Source organism: Arthrobacter sp. ISL-28, from assembly GCF_018613875.1.
Taxonomy (GTDB): Bacteria; Actinomycetota; Actinomycetes; order Actinomycetales; family Micrococcaceae; genus Arthrobacter.
This window is the reverse complement of record NZ_JAGGPJ010000008.1, coordinates 123,178-139,687: the sequence shown is the minus strand read 5'-3', so window position 1 is coordinate 139,687 and position 16,510 is coordinate 123,178. Positions and strand designations below refer to the sequence as shown.

Genomic DNA, 16,510 nt, shown 5'->3' with positions numbered 1-16,510 from the left:
CGGCCTCTGACACATATTCCCGGCCCCGGCGGGAGGCGGGTAACATTCCATAGGAACAAGTAACCCGGCTCACAGTATCCAGCGCAGTGTACGAGCCAAGTCCGAACCCTCGAAAGATAGCTTCCATGGCTGACACTGCAATGAATTCAGAAACAGATCTCGCCGCCGAACTCCGCGCCGATGTGCGCCGCGTCTCCACCCTGCTGGGCGAATCGCTGGTCCGCCAGCACGGTCCCGAACTCCTCGACCTCGTGGAGCAGGTTCGCCTGCTGACCAAGGAATCCAAGGAAGCCGCCCGCGGCGGCGCAGACGCAACGGGTCCGTGGAGCGCGCACGACGTCGTCGCCCAGGTCCGTGAGCTGCTCGCCTCCCTGCCGCTTGAGCAGGCCACCGATCTGGTCCGCGCCTTCGCCTTCTACTTCCACCTCGCCAACGCCGCCGAACAGGTCCACCGCGTCCGCGGCCTGCGCACCCGGCAGGAAAAGGACGGCTGGCTGGCCAAGGCGGTCGAGGACATCGCAGGCCAGGCCGGTCCGGCCGTGCTGCAGGAAGTGGTCAACGAACTGGACGTGCGCCCAGTCTTCACCGCACACCCTACCGAGGCATCCCGCCGTTCAGTGCTGGACAAAATCCGCAAACTCTCCGATGTGCTGGCCGAGCCGACGGTTGAAGGCACCACGGCCCGCCGCCGCCAGGACCGCCAGCTGTCCGAGATGATCGACCAGATGTGGCAGACGGACGAGCTCCGCCAAGTCCGGCCCACCCCCGTGGACGAGGCCCGCAACGCCATCTACTACCTCAACAGCATCCTCACCGACGCCCTGCCTGAGATGCTGACGGACCTGTCCGAACTCCTGGGCGAGCACGGCGTCACCCTGCCTGCCCAGAACGCCCCGATCAAGTTCGGTTCCTGGATCGGCGGCGACCGCGACGGCAACCCCAACGTCACCGCGGCCGTAACCCGTGAGATCCTCCAGCTGCAGAACCAGAACGCAATCCGGATCAGCATCGCCATGATCGACGAACTGATCTCCATCCTGTCCAACTCCACAGCCCTGGCCGGCGCGGACCAGGCCCTGCTCGATTCCATCGACGCTGACCTCGCGAAGCTGCCCGGCCTGGACCGCCGCATCCTGCAGCTCAACGCCCAGGAGCCCTACAGGCTCAAGCTGACCTGCATCAAAGCCAAACTCATCAACACGGGCAAGCGAGTCGCTTCGGAATCGTCCCACCAGCCCGGCCGGGACTACACCTCCACGGAGGACCTCATTTCCGAGCTGGAACTGCTGGAACTCTCGCTGCGCAACCACTCGGCGTCGCTCGCCGCGGACGGGGCCCTGGCCCGCGTGCGGCGTGCCATCGCGTCCTTCGGCCTGCATCTGGCCACCCTGGACATCCGCGAACACGCCGACCACCACCACGACGCCGTCGGCCAGCTCATGGACCGCCTGGGCGGCCCCGGCATCCGCTACGCGGAACTGACGCGTGAGGAGCGGCTCGAGGTGCTGAGCGCCGAACTGGCCTCCCGCCGCCCGCTGTCCGGCCACCCCATTAAGCTCGACGGCGTTGCTGACGGAACGTACGACGTCTTCCGTGAGATCCGGCGAGCCCTGCGCACCTACGGCCCAGACGTCATCGAGACGTACATCATCTCCATGACCCGCGGCGCCGACGACGTCCTGGCCGCTGCCGTGCTGGCCCGGGAAGCCGGGCTGGTGAGCCTCTTCGGCGACGCCCCGTACGCCAAAATCGGCTTCGCCCCGCTGCTCGAAACCGTTGAGGAACTGCGCGCCTCCGCGGAAATCGTGGACCAGCTGCTGTCCGACTCCTCCTACCGCGAGCTGGTCCGGCTGCGCGGCGACGTCCAGGAGGTCATGCTCGGCTACTCGGACTCCAATAAGGAATCCGGTGTGATGACCAGCCAGTGGGAGATCCACAAGACCCAGCGGAAGCTGCGTGACATCGCCGCAAAGCACGGTGTCCGCGTCCGCCTCTTCCACGGCCGCGGCGGATCTGTCGGCCGCGGCGGTGGGCCTACCTATGACGCCATCATGGCCCAGCCCAACGGCGTCCTCGAGGGCGAAATCAAGTTCACCGAACAGGGCGAGGTCATCTCGGACAAGTACTCGCTGCCGGAGCTGGCCCGCGAGAACCTGGAGCTCTCGCTCGCTGCCGTGATGCAGGGGTCGGCACTGCACCGTGCACCCCGGACATCCGAGGACCAGCGCGAACGCTTCGGGCACGTCATGGATATCATTTCCGACGCCGCCTTCGACCGCTACCGGAGCCTGATCGACGATCCGGACCTGCCCGCCTACTTCATGGCGTCAACTCCGGTGGAGCAGCTCGGTTCACTCAACATCGGCTCCCGGCCCTCCAAGCGCCCGGACTCCGGTGCGGGCCTCGGCGGCCTCCGCGCCATCCCGTGGGTGTTTGGCTGGACGCAGTCACGGCAGATCGTGCCGGGCTGGTTCGGCGTCGGCTCGGGCCTGAGGGCAGCCCGCGAAGCAGGAAACTCCGCGCAACTCGTGGAGATGATGGAAGGCTGGCACTTCTTCCGCTCGGTACTCTCCAACGTCGAGATGACCCTGGCCAAGACGGACCTGGACATCGCTGGCTACTACGTGGACACCCTTGTCCCCAAGGAGCTGCACCACCTCTTCCGCGCGATCCGGGAGGAGTACGAGCTCACCGTCTCCGAGATCCAGAACCTTACCGGTGAGAACGTGCTCTTGGATGCCCAGCCCACGCTCAGGCGTTCGCTGGAAATCCGCGACCAGTACCTCGATCCCATCAGCTACCTCCAGGTGGAGCTCCTGCGCCGCGTGCGGGCCGAGGGGAGCAGCATTTCCGGGACCGAGATCGGCGAGCGCCTCCAGCGGGCCATGCTCATCACTGTCAACGGCGTCGCGGCTGGCCTGCGCAACACCGGGTAGCCGGTCCCCTGGCCCAGTTACGAGTCAGGCGAGGCCCGGGTTTGCGGGTGTTACCAGCCGGTTCGCGCCGGCGCTAGGGTGGAGTCCATGCCGTCCTTCCAGACCAGACTCAAGATCACCGGGCTGAAGCCGGGCAACCCTCCCGAAGCTGTGATGGCCGCCGCGGTCGAAGCGCTCGGCACGCGCCATCATGTGGAATCGAACCAGCTGGAACTTGTCGGCGGCGTGCCGCAGCTGAACCTGCGCTTCCTCGTGGAGCCAACCGAGTATACCGGTGAGAATAACCGGGCGCGGGAATCGGCTTCGATGATGCGCGACGCTGTCGAACGCGTTGCGGTGACCGGCTCGCTAGCGGTGCTCCGGCGGAGCCGCGGCCGGTGGGCGCCCGTCTGAGCGCCGCTGTTTCGGGCCCTTAGGAGGCCGGCTCCGGCGGTTCGTCGGGCTCGTCCACCGGTGACCGGCTGCCGCGGCGCCTGGTGGCTATCACCCCGACGATCGCGCCGATCACCAGTCCGGCGCCTGCCCCGATGAGCGAGCTCGCCCAGAAAGGCAGCTGGGTGGCAGAGCCCGTGAAGTAGCCGAGACCGACGAGCCACGTGGCCCAGAGGACCGCGCCCAGTCCGGCGCAAAGATTGAAGCCTCCCGTGGAGACCTCGGCAATACCCGCGGCAGCGGAAGTGGCGAGCCGGCCGCCGGGAATGAAACGGGCCCCGATAATGGTGCCGTACGTGGAGGAGCGCCCCGCCTTGGCGATGGCGTCATGGATGCCGTGGTGCACTTTCCGGCCCCACCGCCAGCGGTCCAGGACATGGCTCAGCCGGCGCTTGAACAGCTGGAACACCACCACGTCGCCCAGCCATGAGGCGGAGGCTGCAAGGAGTCCGATCAGGAACAGATTGGCCCGGCCCTCGGCCGAGAGCGCGCCGCCGGTGATCAGGACCATCTCGGATGGCACCGGCGGGAAGATGGCGTCGCCCAGTACTGTCGGGAAGATCCAAAAGTAGATCGCGGCTCCCCAGTTGTCCGCGTTTCCGAAGTCCATTGGCACAAGGTACCGCAATTGGCCTGCGCAGGGGATGGTCCGCCCTTTGCCCAGGCCGGCGGCGGTGTGAAACTGGCTGCATGCGGATTGAAATAGTTCAGGGCGACATCACTGCCCGGCCGGTGGATGCGATTGTCAACGCCGCCAATTCCTCGCTCTTGGGCGGTGGCGGCGTGGACGGCGCGATCCACCAGGCGGCAGGGCCGGAACTGCTCGAAGCCTGCCGCGAGCTGCGCGCCACGAAGCTGCCGGACGGCCTTGCCCCGGGCGCGGCCGTGGCCACCCCCGGGTTCCGCCTGCCGGCCAAGTGGGTCATCCATACGGTCGGTCCGAACCGCCACGCCGGCCAGACCAATCCGGCGCTGCTCGGCTCGTGCTTCAGCGAAAGCCTGCGCGTCGCCGAAGGGCTCGGAGTGCGGTCGCTTGCCTTTCCGGCTGTCGGTGCTGGCGTTTACGGCTGGGAGGCCCGCACGGTCGCCCAGGTGGGGTTCGAGGCGGTTCATGCGTATATGGGCCGCCCGGTCGAAGCCGGGGTGCAACGAGTGGAGCTGGTGGAGTTTGTGCTGTTCAGCGAGGAGGTCGCGGAAATTTTCCGGACTGTCCTCGAGGAAACCGGCGGCGGCGTCCCGGCCTGACTGGAACAATCCCGCGGGTCAGCAGTTAGCGGGCTTCGCTCAGTTCGAGCCGGCTGCGGTACTCCACGGGCTTCCCGGTGATGGGGTCGACGAAGCGGATGCCGCGGGCGAGGAGCTGGAGCGGTTTTGTGTAGTCGTCCGGGGCTTTGTCCAGCAGGTCCGGGTAGAACGCGTCGTGCAGGATGCCCAGGCCCAGCGAGGCCATGTGCACCCGCAGCTGGTGGGTCTTGCCCGAGTGCGGCTCGAGCCGGTACAGGCCGCGGCGCTGCGGTGTGGGGCGCTGTGGTGTTGGGAGCTTTGGCGAACCAGAGGTGGGACGGCCGCCGTCGGGGGTTCCGGCGTCGAACGCCTTCAGCAGGTCGATGCGGGTCTCGGCGTTCGGCTCGCCGTCGACGACCTCGGCGAGAAGGTAGCTGCGGGACTTGGTCATCCGGTTCCGGACCACCACGGGGAAGTCAACGGCGGGGTGGCCTGCTGCCGGCTCGGCGGCGGCCACGCACTCGTATTCCTTCTGTACCTGGCGCTTTTCGAAGAGCACTTGGTATTTGCCGCGGGTTTCGGGATTGGTGGACAGGAGCAGAAGGCCTGCGGTCATGCGGTCCAGCCGGTGCATGGGGATCAGGTCCGGGAGGTTCAGCTGGTTCCGCAGCCGCACCAGGGCCGACTCCTGGATGTAGGTGCCGCCGGGAGTCGTGGGCAGGAAATGGGGCTTGTCGACCACGAGGATGTGGCTGTCCTGATGGAGGATGTTCAGCTCGACCGGCAGGCGCGTCTCCGGTGGCAGCGTGCGGTAGTACCAGATGAAGGTGTGGTCCTCGAGCCTGGTCCGCCGGTCAAGGGGGACGCCGCCCTCGCCCACGATCTCGCCGGCGTCGAAACGGTCCTCGATGCCCTGCGGGTCGATGTGGCCCCAGCGGTGCATCATGTAGTCCATCGCGGTGTCCCACGGCCCCTCGTCCGGCAGGCGCAGGCGGGTTGCGTTCACGCCGTCGCGCACGGGGAGAGGGGATTGCATCACCGGTCCATTCTACGTGCCGGGCCGCTGCCCGCCGTTTCGACGGTTCCCGTCCCGCTCGACGCGGCCGGGCAACGAGTACGCGCGGAACCGTCGAAATGGCGGCCGGGTCAAGGGTTCCGCCGGGCTGTGGCCTCAGTCAGGCGATGGCAACGGCGGGGGAGTCCTTGAGGGTCCTGCGCAGCTGGGGGGAGGAATCCAGCCGGTCCTGGGCTGAGCGCAGGGCCAGGACCGCCGTTTCCAGCTTGTCGGGCGGCAGCGTGAAGGGAACGCGCAGGTGGTTCTCAAAGACGCCACCCACGCCAAATCTGGGGCCGGCTGCGAGACGGATGCCGAATTCGGGCGCGATGACGGTCAGAGCCGTGCTGCTCGGGGCCGGCAGCCTGCACCATACGGCCAGCCCCCCGTCGGGGCGTTCCGGCTTCCACTGCGGAAGGTGGGTCCGCAGCAGGTCCAGCAGCACCGCACGGTTTTGCCTGAGCGCATCCAGCCGGGACGGCAGGGGCTCATCCAGGGCCCGTACAAGGTGGGCGGCGGCCAGTTGGTCAACCACCGGGCCGCCCAGATCCATGCTGGTCCGTGCCGCGGTAAAGCGCTGGATCAGGCTTTCGGAGGCGCGGATCCAGCCGGTGCGCAGCCCCGCCCAGTGGGACTTGCTCAGCGACCCTATAGAGACTACAGCCGGGCTGAAGGATGCCAGCGGTGCCGCCGTGCCGCCGTCGAGGTTCAGTTCGCGGAGGGTTTCATCCGCCACCACCACCGTGTCCGACGCGGCGGCGGCGCGGACGAGCCGTCTGCGCTGGGCGTCGGGCATCAGCCGGCCGGTGGGGTTGTGGAAGTCGGGCACCATATAGGCCAGCTTGGGACGCTGCTGGATTAGTGCCGCCTCCGTGGCGTCCATGTCCCATCCCGTTGCCGGGGCGGGAGGCAGGGCAACCGGAACCATCCGGTATCCGGCGGCCCGGATGGCATCGAGGGCGTTCGGGTACGTGGGGTGCTCCACCAGCACCTTGTCCTGCCTGCCCGCCATGGCGCGCAGCACGATGTTCAGCGCATGCTGCGCGCCCGAGGTCACCAGGATCTGCTCCGGGGTAGTGGGCACCCCGACGGCGGTATACCGGCCCGCGATCGCCTCCCGGAGTGCGGGGAGGCCCAGCGCGTCATAACCGAAGCCGGGCAAGAGGACCGGCAGTTCGGTCAGGGCTGCGGCAAAGGCCCGGTGCACCACCTCCCCGCTCGCAGGGAGGGATGCGTATGCGAGGTCGATGACGCCGTCGGGAATTGCGAGTCCCGGCGCACCCGACAGTCCAGCGCCTGCGGCTGCCTCCGTCTCATGGGCAGAGGTTCGGGGAAGGCAGGTGCGTCCCCTGGTGCCCTGCCCGCTGCTGAGGAAGCCCTGGTCGCGCAGGCTTGCATACGCCGCCGTGACAGTGGTGCGGCTGAAGGCCAAGCTGGCGGATAGCGCGCGCTCGCTCGGGAGCGCGGTTCCCAGTGGGATGCGGCCGTCCAGGATGAGGAGACGGACGACGTCGGCCAGTTCCCGGTAGGCGGGGGCGGCACCGAGGTGCCACTGGCCCAGAAGGCGTGCGAGGGCAGTGGGGCTAAGGGAACCTGACATCAGGCCAGTATCTCAAACTGGCCATGGAAAACAAGGCCAGTTGTGGCTCAGGATGGTTCAATGATGACTCGCAGACTCCTCCAGCTCTTCACCGGCCTTGCCATGTACGGCATTTCTTTGGCCCTGTTCATCCGCGCCGGGCTCGGCCTGGACCCATGGGACGTGTTTCACCAAGGAGTCGCGGCCAGGACGGGAGTGAGCATTGGTGTGGTGGTGATCATCGTCAGCTTCCTCGTGCTCCTGCTGTGGATTCCGCTGAAGCAGTGGCCCGGATTCGGCACGCTGTGCAACGCCGTTCTGGTGGGTGTGTTCGCGGACGTCGGCCTGGCGCTCATCCCTGTGTTCTCCCACCTCGGCGGGCAGATAGCGATGCTCGGCGGCGCCGTGGTGCTGAACGCCATCGCGTCCGCCTGCTACATCGGTGCACGTTTCGGCCCCGGCGCCCGGGACGGACTCATGACCGGCCTGGCCCGGCGCAGCGGATGGTCTGTCCGGACGTCCCGGACTCTTATCGAAGTGGTGGTCCTTGCCGCGGGCTGGCTGCTGGGCGGATCCGTCGGAGTGGGCACGGTGGTGTACGCCCTCGCGATCGGACCGATGGTCCAGCTCCTGCTGCCGCGCTTCATGGTTCCGGCACGGGTCGCGGCACCGGAGGCAGCCGCGGACGTGGCCGCTGATACGCAGCCTGCCGACCCCAGCGGCGAGGCCAAGACCCCGGTGACCGCTACCTGACGGGATTCCTGACCGGGTTCTCCAGAATCGCTCGCAGCGTGGGCGCTGCCCGAGCAGCGTCAGCTGTCGGCGGCGCCCAACAACGGCTGGCATTTGGGGCAGAAGTAGATGTCACGCTCCTCGACGACAAGTTCGCGTCCACTCAAACCCGGTCCACCCAGGGTGGTCTTGCCCAAGACGCCGTGGAGGATCGGAGTTCGACAGCGGAGGCATGGCTGGTGCTCCCGCCGGTAGACCCAGTATCCGGGGCGGCCGACCGTCCTGCCCATCGGCGTCCCGCGCGGACCGAGGGTCCCGCGCGGATTGAGGACGGTGGTGCGGCGGCCGGGGCCGAGGTTGGCTTCGAGCAGCTGCTTGGCATGGGCGAACAGGGCGGGCAGGTCCGGTACGGCCGAGACCGGCGAGGCCGGATGGATGCCGGAAAGGAAGCAGGCCTCACAGCGGTAGATGTTGCCGATGCCGGCAAGATTGCGCTGGTCCAGCAGGGCCACGCCGATCGGCACCTCCGGCGCTGAAGCCATGCGGCGCTCGGCCTCGGCCGGATCCCAGTCAGGGCCCAGTAAGTCCGGCCCCAAATGCCCCACAGCCTTGTCCTCCTCAGCGGTCCGGATGACCTCGAGCAGCCCGAGGGAGAACCCGACGGCGTCCGCCGTAGGCGTGCGGAGCACGCACCGGGCCGTAAACCCCGGTTTCCGCCACCGGCCGCCGGGCGGGTAGACGTGCCAGCTGCCCTCCATCTTGAGGTGCGAATGGATGGTCAGCCGCTCCCCGGCCGGACTGAGCAGCCGCATGAGCAGGTGCTTGCCGCGCGGCACCACTTCCTCCACGGTCCAGCCCTGCAGGTTCAGCGTGGCGAAGCGCGGGACACGGAAGTCTGAAGCAGTGAGTTTCTGGCCGGCGAGGGCATTGTGCAGCTGGTTGGCGGCCCGCCATACGGAGTCACCCTCAGGCACGGATCCTCAGCCCCTTCGGCGTCGAGTAGGCGCCGGCCGCCGTCAATGCTGCTGCTGTCGGAGTGTCCAGGATGGCGTGGCCGTTGACCTTTTCCATCACGAGCTTGTCCACTGCACCCCGCTTCACCACATCGACCAGGGCCGCAGCGGCGGAAGTCAGAACGGATTCCTCGTCGGTGAAGACAAGGAGCGTCTTTCCGCCGCGTTCGACATAAAGCGACAGCGCGCCGTCGACCAGCACAACGAGTGCCCCGGCCTTCCGGCCCGGACGGTGCCCGCTGCCCGCCTCCACGTTCAGCGCGGGCCAAGGCAATGCGGCGCCGTACGGGTTGGCCGGATCCGTGGCGGCAAGGGCCAAGGCCACGGGGTCCGGCTTCGCTAGCTGTGTGTCTTCCGAATATGAGCGCAGGCGGTCCACCGTGGCGGGTACGGCGAACTGGGCGGCGCCGAGATGCTCGATGAAGTAGCCGCGCCGGCAGCGTCCGGCTTCCTCCAGCCTGGCCAGCACTTTGTACATGAGTCCGAAGCCACCCAGGATGTTCTCGGCCATGACGGAGCCGCGGGTGACGACTCCGTACCTGTCCAGGAGCAGTTCCGCGGTGGCGCGGGCATGGATCGTGGGGTCGAGCTCCGGGGACGGAAGGGCGGACCATCGTCCGGCGGCCAGCGGGGGCGTCGGTGCAGACCCGGTGACCGAGCCGTACCGTCCGCCGGTGAGCCCCGGCGAACCAAACAGTCCGGTTCCGTGTGACCGGCCCAGCCGGCTCATCCGCGGAGCGCGGGCGCGGGGAGGCCGCGCAACCTGGCGGTGGGCGGTGTGTCCGCCGGCGATGAGCGCGCGCACGGGCGCGAAGGTGTCGCCTGTGACGCGGCCCGCCCACACCAGATCCCACAGCGCGGAAACAACTTCCTGGTCGTTGAGCACCGCGTCCATCCCGCCGGCAATATCCGTCAGTTGGCGGAAGAAATAGCCGCCGCCGGTCTGCAGGTGCTCCAGCAGCCGCTGCTGGGCGGCGCCGGGCTCGAAGTCGAGGGCCGGATTCAGCGTCAGCTCCGCCGAGTCGGCCAGATGCAGGCTGATCCAGCCGTCATTGCCGGGCAGGGAACCCGCGCCGGACCAGAGGACCTCGCCGGCGGCCATCAGCTCATCCAGCATGGCTGGCTGGTAGTCGGACACCCGGCTGGCCAGCACCAGGGGTTCCCAGGCCGAGGCCGGAATGGGCACACCGGACAGCTGGTCAATGGCCGTGGCGATTCCATCCAGGCCGCGCAACGCCGGTTGACCCCGCCGGCTTCCCGGTGTGCGGACGTTCTGCCAGGCAGGCAGGAACCGGCCGTACGCGGTGGCGTCCACCGGCTCCACTTCGGCGCGCAATGCGGCCAGGGAACGACGGCGGAGCTTGCGGAGCACTTCGGCGTCGCACCATTCGCTGCCGGCGGGGGCGACAACGACCGCTGATGTAGGCGATGCATCCGCTGCCGACGGCGTCTCAGCGGTGGCCGCGCCTTCGGTCTCCTCAGCCGCTGCTGGGGCGCCGGTGCCGTACCTCTTTGATTCGGCATCTGGCTCCCGGCCCGCAACCGGCTCTACATGGGGCCGGAACTCGCCCTCAACTACGCGGCCGTCCGCGGCAAGCCGCTTTAGTGCGGTACTGACGACGGCGACCCCAAGTCCCAGCCTCGCCGCGGCTTCGGTGGCGGTGAACGGACCGTGCGTGCGCGCATAGCGGGATACGAGGTCGCCGAGGGGGTCGGCTACGGGCTCGATGAAGGCCAGGGGCACGCCCATGGGGAGGGGAACCCCGATCGCATCGCGCAGCCGCGCGGCATCTTCCACCGCTGCGAACCGCTCGGTGCCGCCGATGCTCACCTTGATGGCGCGATTGGACCGCTGGAGAGCGGAGAGGTGCGCCACGGCATCAGCCAGCGGGGGTTCGGCAGTCCCGGTTTCGGCAGGCTCAACCAGCGGGGGAGACCCAACCGGCGGGACAAGCCTGGCGGCAACCTCTTCGGGCGACAGCGGGCCCAGCAGGCGCAGCAGATCGGCGACGCCCTCAAGCCCGCGGACCTTCCGGTCCGGAGCGAGCCGCTGAAGCTCACTTTCGGTCGCTTCAATGACCTTGGCGTCCAGCAGTTCCCGCAGCTCCACCCGGCCAAGGAGCTCGTTGAGCAGCGTGGAATCCAGTGCCAGCGCGGCCGCCCGGCGCTCCGCCAGCGGCGAGTCGCCTTCATAGAGGAACTGCGCCACGTACCCGAACAGCAGCGACTTGGCGAACGGCGACGGCTGCTGCGTGGTGGTCTGCACGATCCGCAGCTCACGCCGTTCCACCGACCCGGCGATGTCCTTCAGGGCCGGAAGATCGTAAACATCCTGCAGGCACTCCCGCACCGTTTCCAGCACGATCGGGAAGGACGGGTATTTCCGGGCGACGTCGAGCAACTGGGCGGACCGCTGGCGCTGCTGCCACAGCGGCTGCCTCTTGCCCGGAGTCTGCCGCGGCAGCAGCAGCGCACGGGCTGCGCATTCGCGGAAGCGGGAGGCGAACAGGGCGCTGCCGCCCACCTCCGCAGTGACGATCTGCTCCAGCTCGTCGGGATCGAACAGGAACAGCTCGGCGCCGGGCGGTTCGTCCTCCATCATGGGCACGCGCAGCACGATGCCGTCGTCGGCGGCCATGGCGGAGCCGTCCAGGCCATAGCGCTGGTGGAGGCGCTGGCCCACGGCGAGTGCCCAGGGGGCATGAACCGGCATGCCGAACGGGCTGTGGAGAATGACGCGCCAGTCACCCAGTTCGTCGTGGAAGCGTTCCACGACGAGCGTGGTGTCGCTCGGCACCACTTCGGTGGCAAGCTTCTGTTCATTCAGGTACTGCAGCAGGTTATTGGCGGCGAAGTCGTCCAGGCCGCTGGCCTTGCAGCGTTCGGTGGCAGGGCCGACGTCGGACGCTGACAGTTCGCGGACGAACGCGCCGAGGGCGCGCCCCAGGTCGACGGGCCGTCCCAGCGAGTCGCCCTTCCAGAACGGGAGTTTTCCCGGCTGGCCGAACGCCGGCGAGACAAGGACCCGGTCATGGGTGATGTCCTCGATCTTCCAGCTCGTGGCACCGAGCGCGAAGATATCGCCGACCCGGGATTCATAGACCATTTCCTCGTCGAGTTCACCCACGCGCCGGCCGCCCTTGGCAGGCGAGGAGGAGCCGGAACCCTTGCCGTCGGCCGCTGCGCCGGCGGGCGAGGCCGATCCTTCAGCCTCGGTGCCGATGATGTAGACGCCGAACAGTCCCCGGTCCGGGATGGTTCCTCCGGACGTGACGGCGAGCCGCTGGGCGCCGGGCCTGCCTTCAATGGTCCCAGCGTTCCGGTCCCAGACGATCCGGGGCCGGAGCTCGGCGAATTCATCAGATGGGTAGCGCCCGGCCAGCAGATCCAGCGTGGCCTCGAAGGCGGAGCGGGGGAGGGAGGCGAAGGGAGCGGAGCGCCGCACGGTGGCAAACCACTCCTCCACATCAATGCTGCCGAGGGCCGTCGCAGCGACGGTCTGCTGGGCGAGGATGTCCAACGGGTTCGCAGGAACACTGAGCCGCTCGATCTTGCCCTCCAGCATCCGCTCCACCGTGATGGCGGTGTGCACGAGATCGGCGCGGTGCTTGGGGAAAAGGTAACCCTGCGAGATTTCGCCCACCTGGTGCCCGGCCCGGCCCACACGCTGCAGCCCGCTGGCCACGGAGGGCGGCGATTCAACCTGGACGACGAGGTCCACGGCGCCCATGTCGATGCCGAGTTCCAACGATGACGTGGCCACCACGCAGCGCAGCCGTCCCGACTTCAGATCGTCCTCAATCAGCGCGCGCTGGTCCTTGGACACAGAGCCGTGGTGCGCCCTGGCCAGCAGCGGTTCGGCACCCGCGGTGCTCCCGGCCTGCGCCATCATGTGGGCAGGCGTGGCCGTGGACGTCGGGACTTCCGGCAGCCTCGGCGTGGAGTCGTTCCAGCCACCCCCAACAGCCAAGAGCTGCCGTTCGGCGTGGATCTCGTTCAGCCGTGCGGTCAGCCGCTCCGCGAGCCGCCGTGAGTTGGCAAAGACGATGGTGGACTGGTTGGCCAGCACCAGGTCCACGATCTTCTCCTCCACGTGCGGCCAGATGGAGGCCTGGGGCTGCAGCCCTGATGCGGGACCCGAATCGAAAGCTCCGGCCGCGCCCTGGAGATCGGACATGTCCTCCACCGGGACAGATACTGTAAGGTCCCAGTTCTTCCGGGCAGGGGGTGCCACAACCGTGACCGGAGCGGAGCCGGCCAAGAACTGCGCCACGAGCTCCCGCGGCTCAACGGTGGCGGAGAGGCCGATCCGCTGGGCAGGTTTGGGCAGCAGGGCATCGAGACGCTCCAGCGAGACGGCGAGGTGCGCGCCCCGCTTCGTGCCTGCCACGGCGTGAACCTCATCCACGATGATGGTGTCCACCTCGTTCAATGTTTCCCGGGCCTGGGACGTCAGCATAAGGAACAGTGATTCAGGCGTGGTGATGAGGATGTCGGGCGGGTTGCTGAGCAGGGCGCGGCGGTCGGAGGCTGACGTGTCGCCGGACCGTACGCCAACGGTGATCAGGGGAGCGGGCAGGTCCAGCCGCTTTGCCGTCTGCATGATGCCGATGAGGGGCGAGCGCAGGTTACGTTCGACGTCGACGCCAAGCGCCTTGAGCGGCGAAATGTACAGCACCCGGGTTTTCCGCTTCGGCCGCTTGGCCTTGGGCTGTTTGGCCAGGACCTCCAGCCCGGGCAGTTCGGCGGGCGCAGCCGCCCCGGAAACCAGCAGCCGGTCCAGTGCCCAAAGGAAGGCCGCCAGCGTCTTTCCGGATCCCGTGGGGGCGACCACAAGGGCGTGCGAACCCGAGGAAATGGCCTGCCAGGCGCCCTGCTGCGCGGGCGTGGGTTCCGAGAAGGCACCAAGGAACCACTCCCGTGTGGGCAGGCTGAACTGGCCCATGGAGTCCACCGAAGATGTGCCGCCGGATGCGCCGGCGGGCCCCTGCGACTGCATGCCTCCATCATGCCCTAAGGCACTGACAGTATGCCCCGGGCCCGCTAATACAGGCAGCCCAGGGCCCCGCCGCCCGGACTATTCCGCTGGCGGAAGGTTGTGCGTCGCCGGCCCTTCGAGCAGCTCCCCGTCGCTGCTGAAGCGGGAACCGTGCAGGGGGCAGTCCCAGGATTTCTCGTTGTCATTCCAGTGCACGATTCCGCCCAGATGGGTGCACACAGCGGACAGCGCGCAGGTGGTCCCGTTCACGGTGGATCTTGCCACCGGCTTACGGCCGCGGAGGGCCACAACGCCTGTGCCTTCCGCGGGTGGGGTTTTGTCTTCGGCCGGCAGTTTCTTCAGGCCTGCCCGCCCCCAGTCCTTCGCAATCCTGGCTGCAACGCCTGCATTGAGTGCCACAGCGGACGCAGCGCCCGGCGGGGAGGTTACCCGATGGTGGATAGTGTTGGCCCATTCCACGTTGCCCCCGAGGATGTCCGCTGAAATGCCGAGGGACGCGGCCACCGAATTGGTCATTCCCCACTTGTTGTACCCGGTGCCGACGAAGATCCTGCCCCGTCCTCGCGGCAGTTTCCCGAAGAACGGCACGAGGTTCGTGGGCTGGTAGTCCTGGGCAGACCAAGCGTGTGTCACCGTCGCACCGGGAAAATGCGAGCCGGCCCAGGCAAGCATTTCGTCCAGATGTGCCTGTTCTGACTCGGCTTGTCCTACCGGGTGGCCGTTGCCGCCCACCAGCAAGAGGCGCCGGCCGTCGACAGGGTAATCGCGCAGCGACCGGACAGGCTGCTCCACGGACAGGTACATGCCGTCCGGAGGCGTGGCGGAATCGGGCAGCTCCAGAGCCGCAGCATAGGAACGATTGGGCTTGAGCTTGGCAAAGTACAGCCCCCGGTTCAATATGGGCGTGCCGGTGGCGAGTACCACTTCGTTGGCCCGCACTGTCCCTTGGTCCGTCTCCACGGTGACCGGACCCGTTCCGCTGACATTCTGGACCCGGACGCCGGTGACGATGGTGCCGCCATGCGAGCGCACGTCCTCCGCCAGGGCGAGGACAACATCCATGGGATTGATCTGGGCCTGTTCGCGGAGACGCACGGCGCCGTGGATCGGGAACGGGAGGCCGGCGTCGCGTACGTAATCCACCTCGACCCCGGCGGCCAGGGCGACGGCAAGCTCCTCGCGCAACTTCTCGGCACCCTTCGGCGTGGTCGCGTAGGTATAGGCGTCCCGCTCCTGGAACGGCAGATTGCCTGACTCCATATACCGCAGGAGCCACGCCTGCCCTTCGCGGTTGGCTGCCACGTAGGCGTCCACAATCTTCTGAGAATACTGATGACGGAGTCCGGACAGAACGGTCCCCTGCAGCACCGTGACCTTGGCGGTGGTATTGCCGGTGGTCACGGCACCCAGGTGCCTGGCTTCGAGCACCAGGACGTTCTTTCCGGCCCGTGCCAGCAGGAGTGCCGTCACCAGCCCCGTGAGACCGGCGCCGACGACTACGGTGTCGTACGCCTCGCCCGGTGTAAATTCATCTCCGCTGAAAGTGTCTTTGCGGTCCAACCAGAGCGACGTCATGTAAATCAGCCTGCCTTCAACCCGTAGCCAGTTTCGCGGAGCAATCCTGCGGCGGGTCCGGCCTAGACAGCCTGAAGCCCGACGTAACCGTAAGTGTACTTACCGATCCGGGGTGGAGGAACAGCTCCAGAGCGGGCCGGACTTATCCGGCTTGGAACGCCCCGATGGTGAGGAGCTCAATGGAGGCGTTGCTGCACGCATCCGATGGCCGGGCGACGAACAGGGAAGCCGTATCCTCGGGCGGGTAAATCCGGAAGCCGGCAGCGGGAGCCAGGACGCAGTCAGAATAGTTCCGGGCCTGGGTGTAGCGGAGGACGGCCGTTCCGGACTGTCCGGGGGCCAGCAGCACATCGGTCACCGGCGCGGACGCGTCCCGCCGGGCCGGCGCACCTATCGGCTGGCCGGCGGGACCATTCGTCAGTGAGACTCCGGCGAAGCCCTTGAGGTGGCAGGCGGCCGTCCCGCTGTTGGTCAGGATGAGCTGCATGTAGACGCTGCCGGCCGCGCCGCCGCCCGTGGGGTCGGTGGAGGCTTTCAGCGCAGATGCCTTGCAGCGCTGGGCCGCGGCGGCTGTGGATCCCGGCGTCGTGGGGGAGGTGGTCGCCAACTTGGTCGGCGAGGGCGTTGCGGCAGGCGAAGAAGCCGACGGCGGGGCGGACGTTTGCGGGGCCGCCGGGCTGCTGCTCTCGCTGCCGCCCTCAGCGGCCGAACCGGTGGCCGGTCCGGGGTTCGGCTGGCTCGGTCCGCAGGCGGTGAGCAAGAGCGCCAGTACGGCAGCCGCCGTCGTGCATTTCAGTCCCGTACATGTCAGTCCCTTGAATCGCTGAAGGCTCATGGTTCTAACTTTGCGGCACGGGCGGCCGGAGTCAACGATGCAACAAGCGGCGGGCGGATTTGGTGCCCGGATTGTGATGTCCGGGCACCAAGCGAATCCAGCATGCACGCGGCCACTGCGGAAGCTCGTTG

The 16,510-nt window shown here is 67.9% G+C and carries 11 protein-coding genes; 4 read left to right on the top strand and 7 right to left on the bottom strand.

Going from position 1 to position 16,510, the window contains the following annotated elements:
• The first annotated feature begins 125 nt into the window (after window positions 1-125).
• Window positions 126-2,936 (top strand): phosphoenolpyruvate carboxylase, encoded by a 2,811-nt coding sequence (ppc, locus tag J7E80_RS07430; protein ID WP_215050835.1) that lies wholly within the window; start codon window positions 126-128, stop codon window positions 2,934-2,936.
• An 87-nt stretch (window positions 2,937-3,023) separates the two neighbouring features.
• The gene (locus tag J7E80_RS07425) at window positions 3,024-3,329 is read left to right on the top strand and encodes a hypothetical protein (RefSeq protein ID WP_215050834.1); all 306 of its coding nucleotides are present in this window, start codon (window positions 3,024-3,026) and stop codon (window positions 3,327-3,329) included.
• 19 nt (window positions 3,330-3,348) lie between these two features.
• Here J7E80_RS07425 and J7E80_RS07420 read toward each other — a convergent pair whose 3' ends face one another.
• Window positions 3,349-3,978: a DedA family protein gene (locus J7E80_RS07420; protein WP_215050833.1), complete on the bottom strand. Its 630-nt coding sequence runs from the start codon at window positions 3,976-3,978 to the stop codon at window positions 3,349-3,351.
• A gap of 80 nt (window positions 3,979-4,058) precedes the next feature.
• Between J7E80_RS07420 and J7E80_RS07415 the strand changes: the two genes are divergently transcribed.
• The gene (locus J7E80_RS07415) at window positions 4,059-4,613 is read left to right on the top strand and encodes an O-acetyl-ADP-ribose deacetylase (RefSeq protein ID WP_215050832.1); all 555 of its coding nucleotides are present in this window, start codon (window positions 4,059-4,061) and stop codon (window positions 4,611-4,613) included.
• A 25-nt stretch (window positions 4,614-4,638) separates the two neighbouring features.
• Here J7E80_RS07415 and J7E80_RS07410 read toward each other — a convergent pair whose 3' ends face one another.
• Both J7E80_RS07410 and J7E80_RS07405 read right to left on the bottom strand, forming a co-directional pair.
• On the bottom strand, window positions 4,639-5,628 hold the full coding sequence (locus J7E80_RS07410) for an RluA family pseudouridine synthase (RefSeq protein ID WP_215050875.1): 990 nt from the start codon (window positions 5,626-5,628) through the stop codon (window positions 4,639-4,641).
• A 139-nt stretch (window positions 5,629-5,767) separates the two neighbouring features.
• Complete coding sequence (locus tag J7E80_RS07405) at window positions 5,768-7,246, bottom strand: PLP-dependent aminotransferase family protein (RefSeq protein ID WP_215050831.1); 1,479 nt, start codon at window positions 7,244-7,246, stop codon at window positions 5,768-5,770.
• A gap of 60 nt (window positions 7,247-7,306) precedes the next feature.
• Here J7E80_RS07405 and J7E80_RS07400 point away from each other — a divergent pair, with 60 nt between their 5' ends.
• Window positions 7,307-7,978, top strand: a complete 672-nt coding sequence (locus tag J7E80_RS07400; RefSeq protein ID WP_251036595.1) for a YitT family protein — start codon at window positions 7,307-7,309, stop codon at window positions 7,976-7,978.
• A 59-nt stretch (window positions 7,979-8,037) separates the two neighbouring features.
• Here J7E80_RS07400 and J7E80_RS07395 read toward each other — a convergent pair whose 3' ends face one another.
• The 4 genes from J7E80_RS07395 to J7E80_RS07380 all read right to left on the bottom strand — a co-directional run bounded on the left by J7E80_RS07395 (window position 8,038) and on the right by J7E80_RS07380 (window position 16,379).
• Window positions 8,038-8,931, bottom strand: a complete 894-nt coding sequence (locus tag J7E80_RS07395) for a DNA-formamidopyrimidine glycosylase family protein (protein ID WP_215050830.1) — start codon at window positions 8,929-8,931, stop codon at window positions 8,038-8,040.
• A complete protein-coding gene (locus tag J7E80_RS07390; RefSeq protein WP_215050829.1) occupies window positions 8,924-13,969 on the bottom strand; it encodes an ATP-dependent helicase in 5,046 nt (1,681 codons plus the stop codon). Before J7E80_RS07390 ends, J7E80_RS07395 begins: the two co-directional genes overlap by 8 nt.
• Window positions 13,970-14,047: 78 nt before the next feature.
• Window positions 14,048-15,544, bottom strand: coding sequence for an FAD-dependent oxidoreductase (locus J7E80_RS07385; RefSeq protein WP_215050828.1), 1,497 nt, complete (start codon window positions 15,542-15,544; stop codon window positions 14,048-14,050).
• A 142-nt stretch (window positions 15,545-15,686) separates the two neighbouring features.
• Window positions 15,687-16,379: a DUF4232 domain-containing protein gene (locus tag J7E80_RS07380; RefSeq protein ID WP_215050827.1), complete on the bottom strand. Its 693-nt coding sequence runs from the start codon at window positions 16,377-16,379 to the stop codon at window positions 15,687-15,689.
• Window positions 16,380-16,510 lie beyond the last annotated feature (131 nt).